Genomic DNA, 21,909 nt, shown 5'->3' with positions numbered 1-21,909 from the left:
CCCATTTTAGGGAAAAAATAACTCAAAAACCCGCACTATTTAGATAGGCGGGTTTTCTGCTGTTCTTCTCTCATCCACTGGGAAATCTGCCGTTTCCGTTCAAGAAAAGCAGATTCCTCCGTGATCGCTTCGCGACGTGGACGATCAAAGGGAACATCGACTTCGTGAAGTACAGCTGCAGGGCGATTCGATAAAACATAGATACGGTCAGCAAGCAATAATGCTTCCTCGATATTATGCGTGATGAACAGCACCGAGCGGCGGTTCTGTTCCCAGATATCGAGCAGCCAGCGCTGCATGTCGCTGCGGGTCAGTGCATCCAGCGCACTAAAAGGCTCGTCCAGCAGCATCAACTCCTGCGGACTGAGCAGGGCGCGCAGAAAGGCAACCCGCTGCTGCATGCCGCCCGATAACATATGCGGATAGGCTTGTTCAAATCCGGCCAGTCCGACACTGCTCAGCCACTTCCGGGCATCTGCAAGCGCTTCTGCTCGGGGTGGTGCGTCCGCAGACACTTCACCTGCAAGCAGCACATTGTCCTCGATGGTACGCCATGGAAATAGTGCAGGCTGCTGTGGCATATAACTAATCTTGCCGCGTTGTCCGGTAACATCCTGACCATTCATCAGGATTTGGCCCTCCTGAGGTTTCAGCAGACCGCCGATGATGTGAAACAGGGTGCTTTTACCGCAGCCGGAAGGACCGACGATGGCTACGAATTCTCCTTGTCCCACGGTCAGGGACAGGCCATCCAGAACGGGCAATGTGCTGCGTCGCTCTCGGAACGAAGCATTCACGTTCAGAACTTCCAACGCTGGTGATGAATGATGTGCAGGTAAGGCCACGGTTTCATACTCAGGACTTCCGCTACTCGTTGGAGTGGTTGCACCTTCATCCGGCGCAGCAGCTACCCGCTCGTTGTGTTCGGGTGTCATCTTGTCATCACTTCCTAACCTTTATATGGTGCATATTTCAAAGTTATCGCTTTTGTGGACGCCAGCGTACGAGCAGCTTTTCCAGTAGCGCAATGAGCAGGAAGAGCAGCAGACTCAATGCCACAATAATCATGATTGCCACGAACAGACGATCCGTCCGATAGGCTGATTTTTGCAGCATCATATAATAGCCGATGCCCTTATCTGCACCGATCCATTCGGCGATAATCGCACCCATGACGCTGTACGTAGCGGCAATTTTAATCCCCGAGAACACCGAGGGCAATGCATGTGGAAGTTCGAGTTTCCAGAAAATTTGGCCGCGTTTTGCACCAGCCATGCGCATATAGTTCATCATGGCCGCATCGGTGCGGGTCAATCCGTCCATGGCAGCTACAGCCACCGGGAAGAAGCAGACCAGGATGATGGTAATCAGTTTGGGCAGCAGCCCAAATCCGAACCAGATCAGCAAGAGCGGAGCAAGCGCAATGGTCGGTATATTTTGACTAAGGATAAGTAATGGATAGAGTGCAGATTTCAAAAATGGAATCAAATGCAGTACCATCGCAATCAGTAATCCCACGAGCGTACCTGCTGCAAATCCGATCAATGTCAGCTGGATTGTTGCCCATGCATGCATGCCAAGTCGCTCGGCCTGGGACGCTGCTTCATGGGCGATGTCCGAAGGCGCAGGCAGCATCCATTTCTCAATATGGAACAGGGAGACAGCTCCCTGCCATATGGCTATAAAGAGAATAACCGCCACAAAGGGCGGCCATACGCTTTTCCAATAGGCATGCATTAGCGATATTTCTCCGTCAGGGTGTCCATGCTGAAGCCGCTTGGGCTATGGGCGATCTTGATCTGTGAGATGATGCTCGGACTGCCGGCTTCCACGAGAACTTCGTGCATTTTGCGGACAACCTCCAGCAGTTCCTCTAGTTCTCCCTCCATCGTGGTATCGAGTGCATTAACCTGATATTTCAAGCCGGACTGCTGAATAACTTCAATGGCACGATCAACATAAGGATAGGAATTTTCGCCATTTGGCGTTTTGGGAATGACTTGAATGCTAAGTAGTGTGCTTGCCATGAAAGATCACTTTTCCTTTCGGGTTAAATTGCATGAGTTAAACCAGCTTTACACTAAACCACTCTGATTGCAGTACCCTCTTCCGATCGCTGTTATCCCCGGATTTTTTGATTCCATTTTCCCCATGGGGAAAATCCGGCGATAAAGGCGACCACTTCGTTTCTTCAGATGGGTTCTGCACTCTTCGTTCTGGTGTAAAAAAAAGTTAAACTTAAACAATTTTTATTGGGGTAAGAACTCGTTTGTATATGCTTTGGATACATCTACCTGCTCATCGAGCAGTTTTTTGCTAAACATCCAATCCGTGTAGTTCTGCCATACTTCCTGCTTCTGCTCACCCCAGCGTGGTGCGTCATCCTGATATTTTGGACTCAGCCACTTCTGGCTTGCGAGTACAAGGTCCTTATCCAGATCCGGTACGGCCTTGATCAGAATGTTGGCAGCATCTTCGGGATGTTCAATCGCGTATTGATATCCTTCGGAAGTCGCTTTCAAGAACGCTTTAACCAGCTCTGGATCGTTCTGAATCGTCTTTTCATTGGTAACGAGTACAGGAGTGTAGTAGTCCAGTGCCTCGGAATAATCCTTCACATATAGCATGTCGATCGGTTCGCCGCGCAGTTCGGCTTCAATGCCCGTCCATGCGTAGAAAATCCAGGCAAAGTCGATATCGCGTTTCACAGCGGTAAAGAAGTCTGCATCGCCCATGCTAATATTTTTTACTTTGGATACATCGGCGCCTTCGCCTTCCATAATGGATTGCATCACAGCTTCTTCCACCGGAGAGCCCCAGCCACCATAGGTTTTACCTTCAAAATCTTTGGGAGATTTGATGTTCCGATCCACCGGAGCGGCAAATCCGGACGTGTTATGCTGAATGACTGCAGCGATGGACACGAGCGGTACGCCCTGTGTGCGGGCCTGGGTCACACTCTCCTGATAACTTACGCCAAAAGGCACTTCGTTCGAAGCTACCATCGTATCCGCTCCTCCGGCACCTGGCTGTACAATCTCGACATTTAAGCCTTCGGCTTTGTAAAAACCTTGATCTACGGCCGCATACAGGCCGGTATGATTCGTATTTGGTGTCCAGTCCAGCACCACTTTAATGTCTTTGAGGGCTGCGTTGTCACCTTCATTGCTGTTTTCGGTGTTGCTGCTGCCATTTTCTCCTGAAGGTGCAGCTTCTTTGCCGCCACATGCGGCCACAGCCACTAGTAGTACGCACAAGAGCATTAGGCCCATCATTTTACGCCATCTCATCTTCATTTCTCTCCTTCATGTTGTCCGGCCAGTGGCGCGGGGTACTCCTTGGCTTCATATCCAAGCTTCTTGCATAAATCAGCAGATTTATACTAGCTATGATCCGGATGACGTCACTTTTTTTAGCTCTCTGGCTATATAAAAGAACATTAAAAAAGCGCCCCGTTAATCCGGGACGCGTGTAGGCGTTAGAGATGTGGCACTCAGCAAAGAGGCTGGGCCAATTCGATATACTCCGATTCCTACGCTGGCATGATCCAGATCAGGTCTAAGGGTCAGTATCTTGGTGGGATACACTCTCAGCCGGCCTATTCCGACTCCCCTGGGAAACTATGAAGTTACGGGCATTACTAGGTGTAATTATAGGCCAGAGGCCCATGCATGTCCAGTCAGGAACTGGATAGGGGGACGTATGAATGAATCAAAGAGGCCATTATACATGTGTATAACGACCTCTCTAGATGTGTGATTTTCAATAATTATCGTGGCGAATCATATAAGGAAATCTGACTGAGTGCAAAAGCATCGGATTTCGGGTCATATCCTACCTGTTTCTGAGTCGCTTCGAGATTCAATCGTTTAAACCGATTATTCGAGATCCCATGCAGTATGGTGAAGGGCTCCAGATCTGTAGCTGTAATTGCTTTGAACATCAAATCACACAAGTCAGCCGGACTAATATACGCGCTCATATCCCTTGCCTCCAGCGCGGGTCCATCCGGTTGGAAATCATCATATGCACCTATACGTATTGCTACACTTTGTATACCTTCGGTATACGCAAAATAGGAAGCGAGCGATTCACCAAAACATTTGCTAACCCCGTACAAATTCCGTGGGCGTGTCGGCATGTCCGGATAGACTTGAGCATCAATGGGATACCCCTCGATCGTCTGTGCACTGCTTGCCAGAACGACTCTCCGTACACCTTGGTCTTTAGCTGCACGGAATACATTAAATGTACCCTTGATATTGATATCCAACAACGATTCATAGAAGCCTGCATGTGGGGAGGGATCTCCCGCCAAATGTACAACCACATCCATGCCTTCGCAAGCGTGCTGACAGGCTTCGGGATCTGTCACATCAAGTGTCATGATCTCATGGCTTGTCCCTTGATACGTATGCAGTCTGTCGATATTCAAATCCGTTAGTCGCAGGTGAAATGCTTCTGACAAGTGTTGGGACAAGTCACGTCCAATTTTTCCGGCTGCGCCGGTAATTAAAATGTTCATAAATCAGCTCCAATTCTTAGCGCTGGAAGAACTCAATCCATTCCTTTTCAGGTCCATAGATGAAGAAATAACGGTAACCGTTAGGCAGTGTAATAATCTCTCCATCAATAAACTCGGCCTCGGTTTCCCTAATGCGGTTGTACTCAGACTCAAGGTCATCGACATGGATGGCAAAATGGTGCACCGTACCTTCGGAAGGCAGCTTGTCGCTGTATCCCTGAACTAACTCAATCTCGGTCTCATCGCTTCCGTTGAAGCCGAGAAAGGCGAGCTGAATGACACCGTTGGTATGGGTTACCCGGTCTTTCAATTCAAGACCAACAATCTCCGTATAGAAACGCAGCGTGGTCTCCAGATCACGAACGGCAATGCCGACGTGGTCAATGCGCTTTTGAAAACTCATAATTAAAATCCTCCTTATATGTAGCGAATATTTTCTACCATTTTAAGGGATATGATAGGGCTGTACCACGAGGTTGTCAAATAAGATTTTAATTTGGAAAAATTATAATTGTTCACAGAATGTTCACTTATGAGGAGGGGTTCATTATCTCTATAATTACGAAGGTAAACAGAGAGGATGAGAGATTTGCCAACAACGAAGAAAGAACAGATTATTTTTGGAATGATGATGTGCACAGGAATGGTCATCGTCATGATGGCCTTCAATTTATGGCACAATGGGTTATTGAGCAAGATGTCCGCGCTAGATATACTGCTTCAATTCATATTGTGTTTTATCATTGCGTTCCTGGTGGAGTCCTTCATTGTTGGACCTGTAGCGAGAAAAATTGCATTTTCCTTACCTTTTGACAAATCCAATAAAATTTTGGGCGTGCTCGCTATGTCATTTTTCATGGTCATTGGGATGGTTCTGATTATGTCCTTGTACGGAATGATTTCCGCTTATCTTGCGAATCAGTTGAATGGAGCATCCATACTTAGTACGTATCTTCATACGATTGCTCGTAATTTCAGCCTGGCGCTTCCTTACCAAATTATTATTCTGGGACCACTCGTTCGATATGTATTCGGTAAATTCATTAAGGATAAAGGGAATGTAGTCCCTTCAACCTAAATAACGTTAGTTCCGATTTAGAGCACCTAAAAGTATTTCCTGGGCAATCGTCCACTGCTCTAAGATAAAGAAGTAATTGTACATTTTCAAATCAAAAAAGGCGTCGTAGCATTCACGCTACGACGCCTAACTTTTTACAACTATGATTAATTGAATTTAATTTTATCTTCTGTTCGGTAGATATTACGATGCTGAACTCACAGTATGCCTACGCTGCCATTGATACGCAATCACGCTGATAATCAGCAGACCAACTGCAAAAATGGCAAGCATCCATGCCGACTGGTTAACCTCCAGATGGTCCAGACTCCAGCCTGTAACCAAAGGCAGAATGGCACCACCAACCCCACCTGATGCAATCAGAATGCTTGGCGTCGATTCTTCTGTTCCAGGCAGCATTTTGCTGGCGAAGACGAGGGCAATGGAGAATACGCCCGATAATGCGAGCCCGAGCAACAGAATGATCAGAAATGCCGACCAGATCTGGTTGGTAAAAGGAAAGATCATCAGCAGTACAACTGCTGCAAGGCAACTGTACAGAACGTAGACGCGATATTGGAATTTCTCCGCAATATATCCGGCAAAAAGTCGTCCAACAGACATGGCGATCCAGAAGCAGGTAACACTAAGTGCAGCACCTGCTTCTTTCATGTTCATTTTCTCAATCAGAATGGCTGGCATGAAGTTGGCAAGGCTCATTTCAGTGCCGACATAGAGAAAGAAAAATAAAACAAATAAAGATAGAAGAGCCAAATTACGGCCGTGATAGGTTGAACGGGTTGGTTTAATGTCTTCAGGATTCGATCCATTTGGCGATTCAGCAGCGTGAGTGTGTACAGGAGTCTGGTCTGAGCTACGGCGACTCAGCTCGCTGTCCAGCTCACCGAATGAACTTTTGGCCCAGAAGATAAAAGTCATCGCTGCACAGACGGCAACCACGAGGAACGACATGCGCCAGTACCCGGCAGAAATCAGACCGCTTGCAATGAGAGGCATGACCATGGCGCCGATACCAAATAACACTTCAAGTCGGCTCATGGCAACCGCCGTATTATCTTTAATTGCAGCAATGATGATTGTACCGATGACAGCTTCTATCATACCGAAGCCGAATCCGGCTGCAGGTGCAATGACGAACATCCAGCCCCAAGGAGGCAGCAGCATATAGGATAACTCTGCAATGCAGAGCAGAGCTGCGGCAATTAATAGACCGCCTCGTTTCCCGAAGCGTTTATTCAACCACGGAGATAACAATACACCACCCAGGAACCCGGCAAATTGGGCAAATATCAGTGTGCCCCCCTGACTATAATCCTTGCCATAATGTTCAAGAGCAACGGGCAGGATGGAGCCGAGAACCACATGGGCAAGTCCGATGAGGAAATAGGATAAGCATCCAATCCAAAGCAATTTTTTCATGAAGAAAAACTCCTTCTAGATATTATGTTATGTAGTAAGTCTGCCATTCAGGAGTATTTCCTAAAAACAAACAATCTCTATCATAACAGGACATGTAAGGGTGTGCACGGATAACTTGCAATGGAGGCTAAAGTTCGTATATACTGAAAAACAACAATTACAGATCGGACCATGCCGTTGAAGAGCATCCAACTCGGAGGCGTTTTCGCCAGGGGAGCGAACCATTCCCCAAGTTAACCGGAACCGCCCGTTATCGCGGACCAAGAGGCTGAACCAGAATATTCTGGTTTGGCAAGTTGGGTGGCACCGCGAGCAGAGCGCTCCTCGTCCCAAGGGATGAGGGCGCTCTTTGTATTTTTACAGCCAAAGGAGACGGTGACCATGTTGGAAATGAAGTGGATTCGGGAGCATGCAGAAGAGGTGCAAGCTGCGGCAGTTGGCAAGAGAATGAATATCAGTATTCGCGAATTGTTGGAACGGGACGAGGAGCGCAGAGCACTTTTACTGGAAACGGAAGAAGGACGTAGAGTACGTAATTCGTTATCTGCAGATATTGGCAGACTGATGCAAGCTGGTGAGCGTGAACAGGCCGAGGGTTTAAGGGAACAGGTGAAACAGCTGAATGGTCAGTTAGAGCAAGTTGAAGCCAAGCTTGCCGTTGTGCAAGAGGAAGTGACAAGGCTGCAATGGTTGGTACCCAATGTTGTATCGCCGGACACGCCAGTGGGTGCATCGGATGAGGATAATGTGGAGCTGAGACGTGTGGGTGAGCTGCCGGTATTCGATTATGAGGCCAAGGATCACGTAGAGCTCGGTGAAAGGCATGACCTAATCGACATCCCACGTGGGGTGAAAATCGGCGGAACACGAAGCTATGTGCTCAAAGGAGCAGGGCTGCTCCTGCACCGGGCTGTACAGCAACTTGCGCTTGATCTGCTGCTGAAGCATGGATTTACGCCAATGGAAGTTCCTCTGATGGTGAGGGAGAATACACTCTTGAACACGGGGTTCTTCCCCACAGGACGGGATCAGGTCTATGAATTAGTAGGCGAGAACAAGTGGCTGGTGGGAACATCGGAAGTGCCGCTGGTTTCGTATTATGCGGATGAGATTGTGGATGTGCAGGAGCCAATCAAGCTGGCATCCACATCGACATGTTTCCGCAGTGAGGTTGGCTCAGGCGGGCGGGATGTACGCGGATTGTACCGGGTGCATCAATTTGCCAAAGTGGAACAAGTCATTATCTGTGCACCGGATGCGGAAGAATCGGAGCGAATGCTGCAGGAAATTACAGGACACGCCGAGGAGTTACTGCAATTGCTGGAACTGCCTTATCGTGTTGTGGCTGTGTGTACAGGGGATATGTCGCAGAAAACGTACAAACAGTACGATATTGAGACCTGGATGCCAAGCCGCAATGCTTACGGGGAGACACATTCGTCGTCGAATCTGCATGATTTCCAGGCTCGGCGTTCGAATATTCGTTGTCGCGATGCCCAAGGTAAGCTTGCTTACTGCCATACGTTGAACAATACGGCTGTGGCTTCGCCACGCATACTGATTCCATTGCTGGAGAATCATCAGCAGGCGGATGGGAGCATTCGTATTCCAGCCGCACTTCAGCCCTATATGGGCGGTGCTGAATATTTGGTTTTGGCGCACCAGGATGAAGAGGTTTAAAAGGATTACAAGCTGTGTGGAGAAGTAAAAAGGGAACCCTTGTGAGGGTTCCTTTTTGTTTTGCCTGTGATGTTGGGACCAGTGAAGAGTGTTCAGCGCTTTTGTGTTACGGAGGCCGCAGTATAGGGATGTGGGAAATGGCCAAACCAGATGGGTATGTCACACAGCTGTAACGTACAGATTGTATAGTAGAATCCAGTTTGGAAAGGAGGCGCAGATATGAACCTGCTACTCGCGGATGATGAGCCGCTGATGCTGCAAATATTAAAAGCCTATTTCGTTAAAGAGGGCTTTCAAGTGTTTTTGGCCGAGGATGGGGAAGCGGCCCTGAATCTTTTTTATAATAATCAAATCGATTTGGCGGTTTTGGATTGGATGATGCCAGGACACAGCGGTGTCGAGGTATGTCGGGAAATCAAGCGTACGAGTCGGGCGAAGGTACTGCTGCTGACAGCCAAAGGGGAATCGGATGATGAGTTTGTTGCCTTGAAGGCCGGGGCGGATGATTATCTGCGCAAGCCGTTTGACTCGCGTATCCTGCTATTGCGTGTAAAGAAGCTGCTGCAACTTTCCTCCAAGATCATTGTGGGAGAACTGACCGTGGATCTGGAAGGCCAGAAGATCTATCGTTGTGGAGTGGATGTAGGGGCTACCCATAAGGAATTTGAATTAATGAAGGTACTGGGAATGAATAAGGGACAGATCGTAACCCGTAAAATTTTGCTGGATCAGGTGTGGGGTTTCGATTATTTCGGTGAGGAACGCACCGTAGACACTCATATCCGCAGACTGCGTGAGAAAATTGGAGAAGATTCGATCAAAACGTACCGGGGAATGGGCTACTGTCTAGAGGATCAAAATGAGTAAACTGACCCGAAAATTGCTCGTGCGCATTATCGGTGCATTGTGTGTTGTCTTTTTCCTATCCTTTATCGTCAATACGTTTTTCCTGCCTAGCTATTTTTTGTATCAAAAAAGAAGAAGTTGGCCGAGTTAACGACCGAAATCTCTGCTACAGAACATGGCGTTCCAATATCACGGATTGAGAGCCTTGAAACGCAAAACGAGGTCGCTATCGCTTATGCTTCGTTGAAGGATAGTGTGAATGATATTAACGATCAATTGTTATTTCAATATAACCGCAAGGGGATTGCCCTCAGTAAATTTTGGCTGACAGAAGAGAGTATCTCTGCGCTGCGTGAGGGTGCCCGGGTTAATAAATTCTATGATCAGACCAAGTTGAAATCAAGCTTTCTTGTGAACTTTGTGAAGGTGGGGGATTCCGTGTTTGCTGTCGGCGAATCTATCTCCCATTCATCGGAGACGATTCGAATTATTAATCAGTTCAATGCGTACATATGGCTCGGCATGCTGCTGTTGCTTATCCTGCTTTCCGTGCTGTATACCGCCCGGATCGTTAAACCGCTCGCAAAACTAAGCGAAACGGCTGAAGCCATTTCTAATTTATCGTTTGCGAAGGTTGATATAAAGACAGGTGATGAGATTGAGTCTTTAGGACGCAGCATCAATGTGATGAGCGACAAATTGCAGCAGGCGCAACATTCTTTGGAAATAAAAAACGCCAATCTGGGAACGTTCATCTCGGATATCTCGCATGAGTTGAAAACACCGCTCTCTCTGATTCGAGTCTATGCCTCTGGTATTCAGGATGGCCTGGATGACGGAACCTATGCTGGAGTAATCCAGCAACAGAGCGAAGAGATGGCTGGTTTAATTGACCGTCTGTTGGAGTTATCCCGTCTGCAGGCCGAAATATACGATTTTGAACCTGTTGATCTTCGCCAATTGCTCACGGAGACCCTTCATACCTATGAAACCGTATTTCAGCAGCATGGCTTGCATGTGGAAATGGAGGATCGATGGACTGCCGAGGCATGGGTGCTGGCTGATCGACGGAAGCTGGAGTCTGTTCTGCACAATTGGATGACCAACGCGGTGAAATATACAAGCGGTGACCGAATAATCATTACACTTGAACTGAAAGGGGAAGCGGCATATTTCGGTATCGCCAATGAAACGGATAAGGAAGAGCATGAAAAGTGGGATCAGGTATGGGAGCCCTTCTATGTAATGGATAGTTCGCGCAGCAAAAAGTTTAGCGGGACGGGATTGGGCTTGTCTATCGCCCGGACGATTCTGGAGAACCACCATGCCGACTATGGCCTTAGCGTAGCCGATGGAAAAGTTATGTTTTATTGTTCTTTACCTTTAATACAACGTTAACTAAGGAGCCGCCATGCAAATGGTGGTTTTTTTGTGAATTAAAGCATGCTCACTTTGCGAAAAACCGATTCTTCCCCTGTCATACTGATGTAACACAATTGCCTTAGGATAGGCCTATTACCAAATCAGAACTTAATTCATGGAGGGATATTCGATGTTCAATAAAACCTTTTTAATAACGGGAGGCACAGGCTCATGGGGAGAAGAGTTGGTCAAACAATTGCTCGTTCAGGAGCCGAAAGAGATTCGTATTTTTTCACGAAATGAATCGCTTCAGGCTCAAATGAGACAAACCGTCTCTGACCCGAGAGTGAAGTTTGTACTGGGGGATATCAGAGATCGATGGGAGCTGGCAGGTGCCTGCAAGGATGTAGACTATGTCTTTCATCTTGCGGCGCTTAAACATGTTCCGGTCTGCGAGGACCAACCGGATTGTGCGGTCAAAACCAATATTATCGGAACGCAGAACGTCATTGATGCTGCAATCGAGAATGGTGTGCGGAAGGTGGTATATGTCTCTACGGACAAAGCAGCGAATCCTTCCAGCATGTACGGGATGACGAAATCTATCGGGGAAAAATTGATTTTATTGGCTGACAGCCGTTCCGCTACAAACTTTGCTTGTGTACGAAGCGGGAATGTTCTTGGATCCACGGGCAGCGTAGTACCGTTATTCAAACGCCAACTTGAGTTGAAGCAGCCACTTAGCGTTACCGATTCCAGAATGACACGTTTTTTTCTTCCCCTTGGAGACGCCGTGGAAATTCTCCTGTCGGCCATGGAGCAATGTGAGGGCGGCGAGATTATCGTACCCCGAATGCCATCCTGCAAAATAACGGATATCGCACAGGTTTTGGCAGAGGATGCTGGGCAAAAGGATGTTCCGATACATTTCGTCGGTGCCCGTCCGGGAGAACGGCTTTATGAAACGCTGATTTCAGATTGGGAAAACGTTAGGGAAGCGGAAGAGGAGAAGTCCTACTTTGTTGTCACTGCCGACCCTTCACCCAAATTAGCGGATAAAGAGGGATGTGGGACATCTGTTCTTCCTGGCAGAGGATATCATTCGGAGGATGTCATCATGACCAAGGCAGAGGTTCGCGATATGCTGTGGAGAGGGGGATTTCTGTGTTCAAACGGAGGATCATATTTACAGGAGGCGGCTCCGCCGGTCATGTGACAGCCAATCTCATTCTGATCTCCAGGCTGCTTCAGGAGCAATGGGAAATCCATTATATCGGTTCCAAGCATGGCATCGAGCGCCAATTAATCGGCAAAATCCCGGCTGTTCACTATCATGCGGTTGCAACAGGCAAGCTGAGAAGATATTGGGCGTGGGCTAATGTTTCCGATGTGTTCAAAATTATACTTGGAGTGCTGCAGGCTTATCTGCTCATTTTACGAATTAAACCTCATGTATGCTTTTCGTTAGGGGGATTCGTGGCTGTTCCTGCTGTAATGGGTGCCAGGTGGAATCGGGTTCCGGTGCTGATTCTGGAGCCAGATCTTCATCCGGGTCTGGCCAACAGGCTGTCACGGCGATACGCTCAAATGATGTGTACTACGTTTATGGATACCGCGACGTTCGCCTCCTCGAAAGGTTCAAGCAAGACGATGTACGTGGGACCTGTGATCAGAGAGGAGTTGAAGCTTGGCAGCCGAGCACGGGGGATTCATTTTTGCCGATTTGTCTCCGACAGACCTATTCTGTTAATTATGGGTGGCAGTCAGGGTTCGGAAAAGCTTAATCGTATGGTACTTGAAACACTACCGGAGCTGCTCAAGCGTTATCAAATCATTCATATATGTGGTACAGGTAAATTGAACTCATCCTTTCCACGGTTTGCAGGCTACAAGGCATTTGAATACGTGCATGAAGAACTTGCGGATTTAATGGCTATGGCGGATATGGTCGTGTCACGCGCTGGCTCCAATGCGATCCATGAGTGGCTACTGCTCCGCAAGCCGATGCTCCTAATTCCGCATGCCAACGGCGGGTCTCTTGTTGGACAGACGTTGAACGCGAAGTATTTTCAGGAGAGAGGTTATGCAAGGGTTCTCCAAGAAGAGGAGCTGACTGCTCAGACATTCCTGCGAAATATTGACCTTGTATATAAGGAGAGGGATCATATTGTGGGTCATATGAGGGCGAGTGGAACGGACAACGCGGTTGACAAGGTTCTGCAGCTTATTCGTACAACGGTTTCTTCGGTAGAAAGAGCTGAACATGAGTAAAAGATTTCCCGAACTGCTGCTAGTCATGTTCTTTTTGCTCATCGTATCTATCCTGATTATCTCAAAACGTTTATTGTATTAAACTAGGATTGCAGCCTGTTACAATCCCGTTCTTCTTCTAAATAAAGAGGCATTCTTCAGTCACTTCTATATGACTTGAAGAATGCCTCTACTTATTTCGGAATATAGGGGGAGGGCTGTATCAAGTAATAAATGTCGAATGTTCCTCTTATCCGCGATTCTGCTCCAACATGATTCACTTTTATGTAATGAGTTTCCGATATAATATAATAGAAGTAAAATATTGGATTACAGGAGATGAAGATTGCAATGAATGGAATGAAATTAGCAATACGAGGCAGCTTGGCCTTTATTTTAGTATTGGCATTACTGGCTCCTTCGTTTGCCCTAGCAGCCACGGGTGACGTGACATCTATCGAGATTACCAACAGTAGTCCGCAACAGATGAGTGTATCCCAGACAACTACACTTCAAGTGATGGCGGTGATTGAAGGATTTGATAACAAGCAGGATGTTACGGGTGGCGTCACATGGTCCACGAGTAACGAAGCTGTTGCCACCATTATTAAAGGCAAAGTGAAGGCTGTGGCAGCGGGAGAAGCAACGATATATGCACAGGTAGATGGCGCCAAAGCGCAATTGGTGGTTAAGGTTCAGGATAAAATTAAAAGCATCAAAGCTTCGCCAAGTTCCTATAATTTTGTCAAAGGTAGTGAAAGTACGCTGCCCAAAGTAAGCATTGTGCGTGCAAACGGCAAGGAAGAAGACGTCACATCTGAGATTGTATGGACGGTATCGAGCGCTTCCGCGGTGCTGGAGAGTGGTAAAATCAAAGGTATTACGCCTGGTAGAGTGCTGTTACAAGGCAAATATGGCTCAGAGACGGTTAAAGTTCCCGTAGCGATCACGGACGAGATTACCAAAGTCGAAGTAACTCCTGCTGTCATGCAGCTGAATATTAAGAAATCGAAAGCGTTGAAGGTAATCGGTACATATGCCAATGGGAAAACAATTAATCTTTCGAAACAGGTAACGTGGACCTCTTCCAACAATAATGTAGCCATCGTCAAAAATGGTACAGTCAAAACACTGACGGAAGGACAAGCCACCTTGACAGGAACTTATCAAAATCAGACAATAAAGGCAGAGGTTACCGTTGTTCCTTTGCTCAAAAAGCTGATCACAGGCCAGAAAACACTCGTCTTATCGCCACAGGCAAGTACAACACTGAGTGTGATGGCGCAGTATGATACAGGCAAAACCACGGTTGTAACGAGCAGTGCCGTGTGGAGCAGTACCAAACCAAGTGTAGCCACAGTAACGGGCGGCAAGATTGTGGCCGTGGGCAAGGGCAAAACATCCATCACCGCCAAGTGGGGTAATAAAAAAGTTACTATACCGGTGACGGTAAAATAAAGTTTCAACGAATGAATTATATCAATTGAGGTCATTTCATCATCGTGAACAGAAACAGAGGGGGCGTAGAAATACGCCCTTTTTAAGTATAAAAAATTGGATGTGATGAAAACTGAATTCTTCAATTATAAGCACGAGCCCATTCGAAGTACCTGGAACAATACCGATTGAAATTCAATCCTGCAAAGGAGGGAGCATCTGAATGACAAAACATCTGCAACCGGAAAATTGGCCTAAATGGGCGACAGAATCGGTAGAGATTGTTGATGCCGACCCTATGTGGGGCCTACAGGCTCAGGAAGAGATTCGCCAGCTCAGAGGACTTTTACAGCAGCTCAATATTCATCGATTTGAACATATCGGAAGCACGTCCATCCCGGGATTGCCCGCCAAGCCCATTATTGATTTGATGGGAGAGGTGCAGTCATGGGAGGACATAGACTTGATTGCCGATCAGCTGAATCCGGCAGGCTGGAACTACGTTCCGCCTGAACTGGATGGTCGGGAATATAGACGTTTCTGGGTCAGAGTGAAAGATGGCAAGAGGGCTGTACATCTTCATCTGATGCGCCCAGGCGAGGAACGTTGGGATCGCCAAATCCAGTTCCGGGATGTGCTGAGACAGCGGCCGGATCTGGTAGAGGTTTATGCGGCATTGAAAGTTAAACTTGCTGATGAGAATAAGGATGACAGAGAAGCGTATACCGCTGCCAAAACGGATTTTATTTTACAAGTGCTTGATGAAGGCATTTGATCCATGATGAAGGCATTTTTCAAAGAGAGGCTGATTTATTTCATCGCAGTGATCATAACCATGGCGGCAGGACTGGCATCCAGACACTTTGGTGAACTTTTGCCGGATTTTGTACGAGAGCATTTCGGTGATGCCTTGTGGGCAGCGATGATTTATTTTGGGGTACGCATGGTTTGGATTAATCGCAGCAAAGAGTTGGCGCTGATCGTGAGCATGCTTTTTAGCTGGGCCGTCGAATGTTCGCAAATGATTCAGACCTCTTGGCTGAACGAAGTGCGTTCAACGGTGCTGGGTGCGCTTATTTTGGGACGTGGATTTCTGGTAATGGATCTGTTGAGATATGGTGTCGGCATTCTGTGTGTGTATGGGATGGATCGTTATTTCCTGAGAAATAAGAAGGCTTGATAATGGGGAGGGACTTAAGTGAATGTAGAGCAGCTTTTTACGGAATCACCCGAGTTTGAGACAGATCGGTTGTTACTGAGACGTCTTACGCTCAACGACCTCGATGATTATTTTATGTTTGCCTCCGATCCGAAAGTGAGTCAGCAAAGTCTGTGGAACTGCCATGAGACGTTGGATGACTCCGTTCAATATATTCAAAGAGTGTTAGACAATTATGAGAAGAAAACGATCTATATATGGGCCTTTATTCTGAAGGAAACGGGGAAGCTGATCGGGCGAGGTGGTATTTTTCATCTGAATGAATCCATGCAAAGTGCTGAACTGGGGTACGCAATTGCCAGCAGTTGTTGGGGCAAAGGCCTCGCAGCAGAAGCGATGCAGCCGATTGTTGAATACTGTTTTCAGGAACTGGACTGCAATCGGCTGGAGGGAAAATGCAATGCAGGCAACATCGGCTCTGCACGAGTGATGGAGAAGCTGGGGATGTCATATGAAGGTTTAATGCGTAAACAATTGAAGATCAAAGATGTGTTTACAGATCAAAAATTGTACTCCCGTATCCGGGATGATCTATAATACTTCCAATGACATGCAGGATATATAGAAGAAATTGAAGGAGGCGGAACAATGATCTACAGTATTATTTCCCAAGCGGTATGGGAGCAGGTATCCAAGCAGAGCGTGTATGCACCGGATAGCCTGGAGACGGACGGTTTCATTCATTGTTCCACTAAAGAACAGATTCCATGGGTAGCGGCTCAATTTTATCAAGGACGCACGGATTTATTATTGATTGGCATTGATGAGAGGGCCTTGAAGCCGGAACTGGTGTATGAGGACCTCTATGAGTTGAATGAACTATTTCCACATATTTATGGTGAACTTAATTTGGATGCTGTACGGAAAGTCATTTCCTTTGAACCGAATGAGGACGGGACGTTTTCTTTTCCTGAATAAACACATTTTGTGAAGGGTTGTGAACGTGTGGATATGAATCAGGTATTTCTGGATACAGCCGAGAAGCAATTTTTGTATTACAAACAGCTTGGGGAAAAGGCCATGGAGCAACTGGAATCCGAGCAGCTGTTTCAATCCTGGAATGAAGATGCCAACAGCATTGCGGTTATTGTGAAGCATCTATGGGGCAATATGCTGTCCCGTTGGACGGATGTGCTGACAACTGATGGAGAAAAGCCATGGCGTGAACGTGATGCGGAATTTGTGAATGATATTTCGACCCGGGAAGAGTTGCTCGCCAAATGGGAGGAAGGCTGGAACTGTCTGCTTGGAGCCATTCGTTCTTTTACACCGGAGCAACTGTCTCATATTATATATATTCGCAATGAAGGACATACCGTCATGGAGGCAATCATCCGGCAATTGGCGCATTACCCCTATCATGTGGGGCAGATTATCTATGCAGCCAAAATGCTCAAAGAAACCGCTTGGAACAGTCTTTCCATTCCGAGAAATGGTTCTAGTCAATATAATGGTGGCAAATTTGCCAAGCCGAAGGCACGAAAACATTTTACAGATGATGAATTACGCATAGAAAAAGGTAAAGGTGAGGAATAGCAATGACACAGATCGCATTGATTCGCCATGGAAGTACGGCGTGGAATAAGGAAAAACGTTCGCAGGGACAAACGGATAACCCTCTGGATCAGGAAGGAAGAGAACAGGCACTATTGCTTGCTGCAAGACTGAGTGAGGAAACGTGGGATGCCATCTATGCAAGTGATCTGGAGCGTGCAAGTGAGACGGCTCGCATCATTGGAGATCGTTTGGGAATACAAGAGATTCATTTGGACCCGAGGTTGCGTGAAATGGGCGGTGGGCAGGTGGAAGGCACGACCGAAGCTGAACGTCTAGCCAAATGGGGAGCGGATTGGAATACTCTGGATTTAGGCCGGGAACTTGCGGATGCAGGTACGATTCGGGGCAGTGCCGCGATAGAAGATATTGTACGTCAGCATCCCAGTGGAAGAGTGATCGTTGTCAGCCATGGTGCCATTCTCCGTAATACACTGCGAGGTTTGGTGCCTGAACTTGATGTAAGCGCAAAGCTGTCCAACACGTCGATCACCCGGATTTCTTGGGAAACGAATTCTTGGCAATGTGAGCTATACAATTGCAGCGTGCATCTGAATTCCTCCAAGGAGTTGTGATATATGGATGCTCTGGCATTAAAACAGAAATTGCGGCAGATTCAGTCGGCTAACCTATCCGCCCATGAAGTGGAACATCCTTACGAATTGGCTCTGCATATGATGCAGCATATTGGCAGTCCAGACCCGGTTCTGCGGGATGAATTGATCTATGTTACGTTTGCGACCTGGATTGGACAGGGTGTATTTTCGGAAGAACAGCTCAGTCAGCTGTTACATATGGCGCTGGATGATCAGCATCTTTTTCATGGTATTGGAGAACAAGGCACGGACAGTGTGTTTACCCGAACCTTCTCTGTGCTGCTCCTGCCTCCAATTCTGAGTGTAGATCGTCAGCGGCCTTTTCTGAAAAAGGAAGATATAGAGGTTATTCATCATCGGTTGACCACGTATCTGGAGCATGAAAAAGATGTTCGCGGCTATGCCGATGAAAAGGGCTGGGCGCATGCTCCGGCACACGCGGCAGATGCAGTTGAAGATCTTGCACAGTCACCTTATATGGAGCGGGCAGCCTTGCTGGAGCTTTTGCATGCGCTCACTGTGAAAATTACCGAATCAAGTGTAGCCTACATCTATGATGAGGATCAGCGAATTGCTCATGCAGTGGTCACGATCCTTCGTCGCAATCTGCTGGAGCAAAACGATATTTCGTCTTGGATTGATTCATTGAATCCGAACGATAAGACGGAGGGGAAATCTCTTCTGGAGATCAGCCAGATGAGCTTGAATGTGCGCGTCTTTCTACAGACGCTTTATCTTGCCATACGGACAGAAGAAGCAGAGCCCTTTCAGGCTGTCCGTTCACTTATTTTGCAGGCTTTGGAGAAAAAATGATCAAGGAATTATAAACTTGTGGACAAGGAGGGTGATAGTATGACTGAACTGTCGTATTCATGGACAGAGGATTTGCTGTCTCCTCTGGGCGAAACAGGGGTTATGATTCGTTGTGGGGATACCATATCCGAAACGGTGCACCGGAGGGTGATGTCGGTATGTGCTTTGCTGGAAAAGAGCCAACTGCAGGGCATCTTGGAGTGGTTACCTTCGTTTGCATCGGTCACGCTGTTCTATGATCCGTTGATTTCCCCGTACCACGAGGTATGTGGAATGCTGCTTCATGAGTTGAACAAGATGGAAGAGGCAACGCTGGATGAACCCAGAACGATCATTATTCCCGTATGTTATGGCGGTGAACTGGGTCCTGACCTGGAATACGTCGCTACTGAACATGGGCTTACGCCAGATGAGGTCATAGCTATTCACACATCCGGCGATTACCTGGTTCACATGATCGGATTCGCGCCGGGTTTTCCTTATTTGGGCGGATTATCGGAGAAGATCGCTACGCCCAGACGACCTACACCTCGGCTTCGGGTTGAGGCGGGAACGGTGGGTATTGGTGGCAAACAAACGGGAGTTTATCCGGTGACGACTCCCGGTGGATGGCAATGTATTGGCCGCACACCGCTGGCGCTATTTCGTCCGCTGGAAAGTCCGCCAAGTCTGCTGGCAGCAGGGGATCGGGTTCGTTTTGCATCGATATCACTTCAGGAGTATCTGGAACAAAAGGAGGGCGAACGATGAGTATTGAAGTCATTCGCTCAGGTTTGTTATCCACCGTTCAGGACGAAGGAAGAATGGGATTTCGCCGGTATGGAATTCATCCGGGTGGGGTTATGGATACCTTTGCAGCCAGAGCAGCCAATGCATTGGTTGGGAATTCCCGCGATGCAGCTGTGCTAGAGATGACGATGACGGGACCGGAGCTTCGTTTTCATGACAATCGGCTGATCTCTTTATGTGGTGCCGATCTTACGGCAACGGTGGATGGCCTGCCTGTTCCGCTATGGCGTCCGGTCGCGTTGCTTGCTGGAAGTGTGCTGAGATTTGGGCGATGCCGTTCCGGTTTGCGGTCTTATATGGCGATTGCTGGTGGAATCGCAGTACCTGAGATTATGGGCAGTAGAAGCACGGATCTTAAGACAGGTTTTGGTGGGTTTGAAGGTCGTGCCTTGAAGGTGGGAGACAGGTTGTCTGCGGGAGAAGCTTCTCGGAAAGCACAAGCGGCGTTGCATGGATTGAGTGTAGAAGCCGAAAAGAGCAACCGGTGGATGCATGCAACTGCCTGGTATTTGTCCAGCAGGGAATGGCCCGCCTACCATGCTGAACCTGTTATCCGTATCATGCCGGGCAAAGACAGCGCAGCGTTTAATGAAGATAGCCTGGAACGATTCCATAAAGAACGATACGTGATCTCTCCTCAATCGGATCGGATGGGTTATCGATTGGAGGGTGCAAAGCTGAAGCAGGAACTCGGTCAACCGATGGATCGGCTGTCTGAAGCCGTCACCTATGGTACAGTTCAGGTGCCAGCAGATGGTCAACCCATCATATTGATGGCCGATCATCAGACCATTGGGGGCTATCCTGTGATCGCCCAGGTGGCCCGGGTAGATTTGCCGATACTGGCACAGGCAAGGCCGGGGGCACGGGTTACTTTTGAACGGATTACATATGAAGAAGCACAGCAACTATTCCTGGAACAGGAGTTGGAGTGGCGGCTAACCGATCAGTTGATTCGCAGGAGATTGGTAGAAATGGGGGACCATTAATGAACACGGTGGATATCAACTGTGACCTTGGCGAAAGTTATGGGGTGTACCGGATGGAGTCGGATGAGTCGATTCTGCCGCTAATCACTTCAGCGAACATCGCTTGTGGGTTTCATGCGGGTGACCCGGCAACGATGCGGCAAACGGTGCAGCAAGCATTGGAGCATCAGGTTGCCATCGGCGCCCATCCCGGTCTGCCGGATTTGCAGGGTTTTGGCAGAAGACGTATGGACATTACACCACGGGAAGCCTATGAAATGGTTGTGTATCAAATGGGTGCGCTGAATGCTTTTGTCCGATCATATGGGGGGCGTATGCATCATGTGAAACCTCATGGAGCCTTGTATAACATGGCTGCTGAAGATAATCAGCTCGCTGAGGGAATCGCTGAGGCGATCTATAAGGTGCAACCGGAACTGTATCTCTATGGCCTGGCCGGCAGTGCAATGATACAGGCAGCGGATCGCATTGGACTACGCAGTGTCAGTGAAGTTTTTGCGGATCGAACTTATGGACCGGATGGGATACTAACCCCACGCAGTCATCCGGGGGCTGTCATTCAGAAGACGGAACAAGCTCTTGCTCAAGTGCTGCGTATGGTGAAAGAGGGCATTGTTGTGTCGACGGAAGGTACACCTGTATCCATAAAGGCAGAGACGATTTGCATCCACGGTGACGGAGCTCATGCACTAGCATTTGCTCAAGAGATACGCACGTTGCTTGAATCTGAGGGAGTTAATCTGTCTGCTCCTGGAATTGCTAGATGATTGCTACAGTATTCGAGGGCCAGAGATCGAAGTATACGAGTTTGTAAGGAGTGAAAGTAGAGCATGAAACCGATACGTAATTCGGCGAAGGCTGTTATTGTACAGGATGGACGTTTGCTGGTGATCCGGTTGGAGGATCAATATGGTGACGCTTATGTTTTCCCTGGCGGAGGACAGGAGAAAGGCGAAGAACTTAAGGATGCTGTTGCCCGTGAATGTCTGGAGGAGATTGGACAGGCGGTGACTGTGGGAGAACTATTGCATATCCGGGAGTATATCGGAAAAAACCATGAATTTGCCGAGTGGGATGCCGATGTCCACCAGGTTGAATTTTATTTTGAATGCAAGTTAGTTGATCCGAAAGCTACGATCTTTGAAGGCTCCAGTCCAGACGACCATCAGGTCGCTGTAGAATGGATTCCTCTCGAAGAGCTGCCAAAGGTTCGCCTATATCCAAAAACAATTGGTGAGTTGTTGCAGAATAAGAATGCATCACGCATTTATCTAGGAGATTTGAATTAAAACTGTCACGTTTACGAACGGGTTCATGGATTCACCATAGATGAGGTGGGTACACTATAAGTA

General features: G+C 47.8%; 25 protein-coding genes and 1 riboswitch. Of the genes, 18 read left to right on the top strand and 7 right to left on the bottom strand.

The genetic code is table 11. The annotated features are described in order from the left end of the window. Window positions 1-35 precede the first annotated feature (35 nt). The 6 genes from G3352_RS20000 to G3352_RS19975 all read right to left on the bottom strand — a co-directional run bounded on the left by G3352_RS20000 (window position 36) and on the right by G3352_RS19975 (window position 4,928). On the bottom strand, window positions 36-935 hold the full coding sequence (locus G3352_RS20000) for an ABC transporter ATP-binding protein (protein ID WP_240343152.1): 900 nt from the start codon (window positions 933-935) through the stop codon (window positions 36-38). 43 nt (window positions 936-978) lie between these two features. After that, window positions 979-1,737: an ABC transporter permease gene (locus tag G3352_RS19995; RefSeq protein ID WP_063566244.1), complete on the bottom strand. Its 759-nt coding sequence runs from the start codon at window positions 1,735-1,737 to the stop codon at window positions 979-981. Further along, window positions 1,737-2,027, bottom strand: a complete 291-nt coding sequence (locus tag G3352_RS19990; RefSeq protein WP_090904115.1) for a thiamine-binding protein — start codon at window positions 2,025-2,027, stop codon at window positions 1,737-1,739. The genes G3352_RS19995 and G3352_RS19990 overlap by 1 nt, the downstream gene beginning before the upstream one ends. Window positions 2,028-2,249: 222 nt before the next feature. After that, window positions 2,250-3,290: an ABC transporter substrate-binding protein gene (locus tag G3352_RS19985; RefSeq protein ID WP_143764782.1), complete on the bottom strand. Its 1,041-nt coding sequence runs from the start codon at window positions 3,288-3,290 to the stop codon at window positions 2,250-2,252. A 221-nt stretch (window positions 3,291-3,511) separates the two neighbouring features. Then, window positions 3,512-3,624: riboswitch (TPP riboswitch) on the bottom strand. Window positions 3,625-3,769: 145 nt separating this feature from the next. After that, window positions 3,770-4,525: an NAD-dependent epimerase/dehydratase family protein gene (locus G3352_RS19980; RefSeq protein WP_163759132.1), complete on the bottom strand. Its 756-nt coding sequence runs from the start codon at window positions 4,523-4,525 to the stop codon at window positions 3,770-3,772. A 16-nt stretch (window positions 4,526-4,541) separates the two neighbouring features. Next, window positions 4,542-4,928: a VOC family protein gene (locus G3352_RS19975; protein ID WP_163759130.1), complete on the bottom strand. Its 387-nt coding sequence runs from the start codon at window positions 4,926-4,928 to the stop codon at window positions 4,542-4,544. 186 nt (window positions 4,929-5,114) lie between these two features. Here G3352_RS19975 and G3352_RS19970 point away from each other — a divergent pair, with 186 nt between their 5' ends. Continuing rightward, on the top strand, window positions 5,115-5,603 hold the full coding sequence (locus G3352_RS19970; protein WP_163759128.1) for a DUF2798 domain-containing protein: 489 nt from the start codon (window positions 5,115-5,117) through the stop codon (window positions 5,601-5,603). A gap of 183 nt (window positions 5,604-5,786) precedes the next feature. Here G3352_RS19970 and G3352_RS19965 read toward each other — a convergent pair whose 3' ends face one another. Further along, window positions 5,787-7,022 (bottom strand): MFS transporter, encoded by a 1,236-nt coding sequence (locus G3352_RS19965; protein ID WP_163759126.1) that lies wholly within the window; start codon window positions 7,020-7,022, stop codon window positions 5,787-5,789. 381 nt (window positions 7,023-7,403) lie between these two features. On the opposite strand from G3352_RS19965, the gene serS reads away from it, so the two are divergent. From serS to G3352_RS19880, 17 genes are all read left to right on the top strand, one after another. After that, window positions 7,404-8,702 carry a serine--tRNA ligase gene (gene serS / locus G3352_RS19960; protein ID WP_163759124.1) on the top strand — a complete coding sequence of 433 codons (1,299 nt, stop codon included), beginning with the start codon at window positions 7,404-7,406 and terminating at the stop codon, window positions 8,700-8,702. Window positions 8,703-8,921: 219 nt separating this feature from the next. Continuing rightward, a complete protein-coding gene (locus tag G3352_RS19955) occupies window positions 8,922-9,569 on the top strand; it encodes a response regulator transcription factor (RefSeq protein ID WP_163759122.1) in 648 nt (215 codons plus the stop codon). A gap of 117 nt (window positions 9,570-9,686) precedes the next feature. Beyond that, window positions 9,687-10,946 (top strand): HAMP domain-containing sensor histidine kinase, encoded by a 1,260-nt coding sequence (locus G3352_RS19950; protein ID WP_163759120.1) that lies wholly within the window; start codon window positions 9,687-9,689, stop codon window positions 10,944-10,946. A gap of 154 nt (window positions 10,947-11,100) precedes the next feature. After that, window positions 11,101-12,126, top strand: coding sequence for a polysaccharide biosynthesis protein (locus G3352_RS19945; protein WP_163759117.1), 1,026 nt, complete (start codon window positions 11,101-11,103; stop codon window positions 12,124-12,126). Next, window positions 12,075-13,181 carry an undecaprenyldiphospho-muramoylpentapeptide beta-N-acetylglucosaminyltransferase gene (locus G3352_RS19940; RefSeq protein ID WP_205524960.1) on the top strand — a complete coding sequence of 369 codons (1,107 nt, stop codon included), beginning with the start codon at window positions 12,075-12,077 and terminating at the stop codon, window positions 13,179-13,181. The genes G3352_RS19945 and G3352_RS19940 overlap by 52 nt, the downstream gene beginning before the upstream one ends. Before the next feature lie 339 nt (window positions 13,182-13,520). Next, entirely contained in the window at window positions 13,521-14,618 is a 1,098-nt protein-coding gene (locus tag G3352_RS19935; RefSeq protein WP_240343151.1) for an Ig-like domain-containing protein, read from the top strand. A gap of 202 nt (window positions 14,619-14,820) precedes the next feature. Beyond that, window positions 14,821-15,372: a GrpB family protein gene (locus G3352_RS19930; RefSeq protein WP_163759111.1), complete on the top strand. Its 552-nt coding sequence runs from the start codon at window positions 14,821-14,823 to the stop codon at window positions 15,370-15,372. 3 nt (window positions 15,373-15,375) lie between these two features. After that, a complete protein-coding gene (locus G3352_RS19925; protein ID WP_163759109.1) occupies window positions 15,376-15,777 on the top strand; it encodes a ribosomal maturation YjgA family protein in 402 nt (133 codons plus the stop codon). A gap of 18 nt (window positions 15,778-15,795) precedes the next feature. Beyond that, window positions 15,796-16,353: a GNAT family N-acetyltransferase gene (locus G3352_RS19920; protein WP_163759107.1), complete on the top strand. Its 558-nt coding sequence runs from the start codon at window positions 15,796-15,798 to the stop codon at window positions 16,351-16,353. 51 nt (window positions 16,354-16,404) lie between these two features. Beyond that, entirely contained in the window at window positions 16,405-16,734 is a 330-nt protein-coding gene (locus tag G3352_RS19915; RefSeq protein WP_063566229.1) for a DUF952 domain-containing protein, read from the top strand. A 27-nt stretch (window positions 16,735-16,761) separates the two neighbouring features. Further along, window positions 16,762-17,352 carry a DUF1572 family protein gene (locus G3352_RS19910; RefSeq protein WP_163759105.1) on the top strand — a complete coding sequence of 197 codons (591 nt, stop codon included), beginning with the start codon at window positions 16,762-16,764 and terminating at the stop codon, window positions 17,350-17,352. A gap of 2 nt (window positions 17,353-17,354) precedes the next feature. Next, window positions 17,355-17,945 carry a histidine phosphatase family protein gene (locus G3352_RS19905; protein ID WP_163759103.1) on the top strand — a complete coding sequence of 197 codons (591 nt, stop codon included), beginning with the start codon at window positions 17,355-17,357 and terminating at the stop codon, window positions 17,943-17,945. A gap of 3 nt (window positions 17,946-17,948) precedes the next feature. After that, complete coding sequence (locus G3352_RS19900; RefSeq protein WP_163759101.1) at window positions 17,949-18,779, top strand: DUF2785 domain-containing protein; 831 nt, start codon at window positions 17,949-17,951, stop codon at window positions 18,777-18,779. A gap of 39 nt (window positions 18,780-18,818) precedes the next feature. Continuing rightward, window positions 18,819-19,529, top strand: a complete 711-nt coding sequence (gene pxpB, locus G3352_RS19895; RefSeq protein ID WP_163759099.1) for a 5-oxoprolinase subunit PxpB — start codon at window positions 18,819-18,821, stop codon at window positions 19,527-19,529. Continuing rightward, window positions 19,526-20,557, top strand: coding sequence for a 5-oxoprolinase subunit C family protein (locus G3352_RS19890; RefSeq protein ID WP_163759096.1), 1,032 nt, complete (start codon window positions 19,526-19,528; stop codon window positions 20,555-20,557). The genes pxpB and G3352_RS19890 overlap by 4 nt, the downstream gene beginning before the upstream one ends. Beyond that, window positions 20,557-21,324: a LamB/YcsF family protein gene (locus G3352_RS19885; protein WP_163759095.1), complete on the top strand. Its 768-nt coding sequence runs from the start codon at window positions 20,557-20,559 to the stop codon at window positions 21,322-21,324. The genes G3352_RS19890 and G3352_RS19885 overlap by 1 nt, the downstream gene beginning before the upstream one ends. 63 nt (window positions 21,325-21,387) lie before the next feature. Beyond that, window positions 21,388-21,846 carry an NUDIX domain-containing protein gene (locus G3352_RS19880; RefSeq protein ID WP_163759093.1) on the top strand — a complete coding sequence of 153 codons (459 nt, stop codon included), beginning with the start codon at window positions 21,388-21,390 and terminating at the stop codon, window positions 21,844-21,846. Window positions 21,847-21,909: the final 63 nt, after the last annotated feature.

It is taken from the genome of Paenibacillus sp. ALJ109b, assembly GCF_010747435.1.
In the GTDB taxonomy this organism is placed as follows: Bacteria; Bacillota; Bacilli; order Paenibacillales; family Paenibacillaceae; genus Paenibacillus; species Paenibacillus taichungensis.
Note: the sequence above shows the minus strand (reverse complement) of the source record. Positions and strands in the feature narration are given on the sequence as shown.

Excerpts from the sequence above, each read along its gene's own strand:
- G3352_RS20000 (WP_240343152.1), bottom strand. The coding sequence starts at position 935 with ATGACACCCGAACACAACGAGCGGGTAGCTGCTGCGCCGGATGAAGGT.
- G3352_RS19995 (WP_063566244.1), bottom strand. The coding sequence starts at position 1,737 with ATGCATGCCTATTGGAAAAGCGTATGGCCGCCCTTTGTGGCGGTTATT.
- G3352_RS19990 (WP_090904115.1), bottom strand. The coding sequence starts at position 2,027 with ATGGCAAGCACACTACTTAGCATTCAAGTCATTCCCAAAACGCCAAAT.
- G3352_RS19985 (WP_143764782.1), bottom strand. The coding sequence starts at position 3,290 with ATGAGATGGCGTAAAATGATGGGCCTAATGCTCTTGTGCGTACTACTA.
- G3352_RS19980 (WP_163759132.1), bottom strand. The coding sequence starts at position 4,525 with ATGAACATTTTAATTACCGGCGCAGCCGGAAAAATTGGACGTGACTTG.
- G3352_RS19975 (WP_163759130.1), bottom strand. The coding sequence starts at position 4,928 with ATGAGTTTTCAAAAGCGCATTGACCACGTCGGCATTGCCGTTCGTGAT.
- G3352_RS19965 (WP_163759126.1), bottom strand. The coding sequence starts at position 7,022 with ATGAAAAAATTGCTTTGGATTGGATGCTTATCCTATTTCCTCATCGGA.
- serS (WP_163759124.1), top strand. The coding sequence starts at position 7,404 with ATGTTGGAAATGAAGTGGATTCGGGAGCATGCAGAAGAGGTGCAAGCT.
- G3352_RS19955 (WP_163759122.1), top strand. The coding sequence starts at position 8,922 with ATGAACCTGCTACTCGCGGATGATGAGCCGCTGATGCTGCAAATATTA.
- G3352_RS19945 (WP_163759117.1), top strand. The coding sequence starts at position 11,101 with ATGTTCAATAAAACCTTTTTAATAACGGGAGGCACAGGCTCATGGGGA.
- G3352_RS19935 (WP_240343151.1), top strand. The coding sequence starts at position 13,521 with ATGAAATTAGCAATACGAGGCAGCTTGGCCTTTATTTTAGTATTGGCA.
- G3352_RS19930 (WP_163759111.1), top strand. The coding sequence starts at position 14,821 with ATGACAAAACATCTGCAACCGGAAAATTGGCCTAAATGGGCGACAGAA.
- G3352_RS19925 (WP_163759109.1), top strand. The coding sequence starts at position 15,376 with ATGATGAAGGCATTTTTCAAAGAGAGGCTGATTTATTTCATCGCAGTG.
- G3352_RS19915 (WP_063566229.1), top strand. The coding sequence starts at position 16,405 with ATGATCTACAGTATTATTTCCCAAGCGGTATGGGAGCAGGTATCCAAG.
- G3352_RS19905 (WP_163759103.1), top strand. The coding sequence starts at position 17,355 with ATGACACAGATCGCATTGATTCGCCATGGAAGTACGGCGTGGAATAAG.
- G3352_RS19900 (WP_163759101.1), top strand. The coding sequence starts at position 17,949 with ATGGATGCTCTGGCATTAAAACAGAAATTGCGGCAGATTCAGTCGGCT.
- pxpB (WP_163759099.1), top strand. The coding sequence starts at position 18,819 with ATGACTGAACTGTCGTATTCATGGACAGAGGATTTGCTGTCTCCTCTG.
- G3352_RS19890 (WP_163759096.1), top strand. The coding sequence starts at position 19,526 with ATGAGTATTGAAGTCATTCGCTCAGGTTTGTTATCCACCGTTCAGGAC.
- G3352_RS19885 (WP_163759095.1), top strand. The coding sequence starts at position 20,557 with ATGAACACGGTGGATATCAACTGTGACCTTGGCGAAAGTTATGGGGTG.
- G3352_RS19880 (WP_163759093.1), top strand. The coding sequence starts at position 21,388 with ATGAAACCGATACGTAATTCGGCGAAGGCTGTTATTGTACAGGATGGA.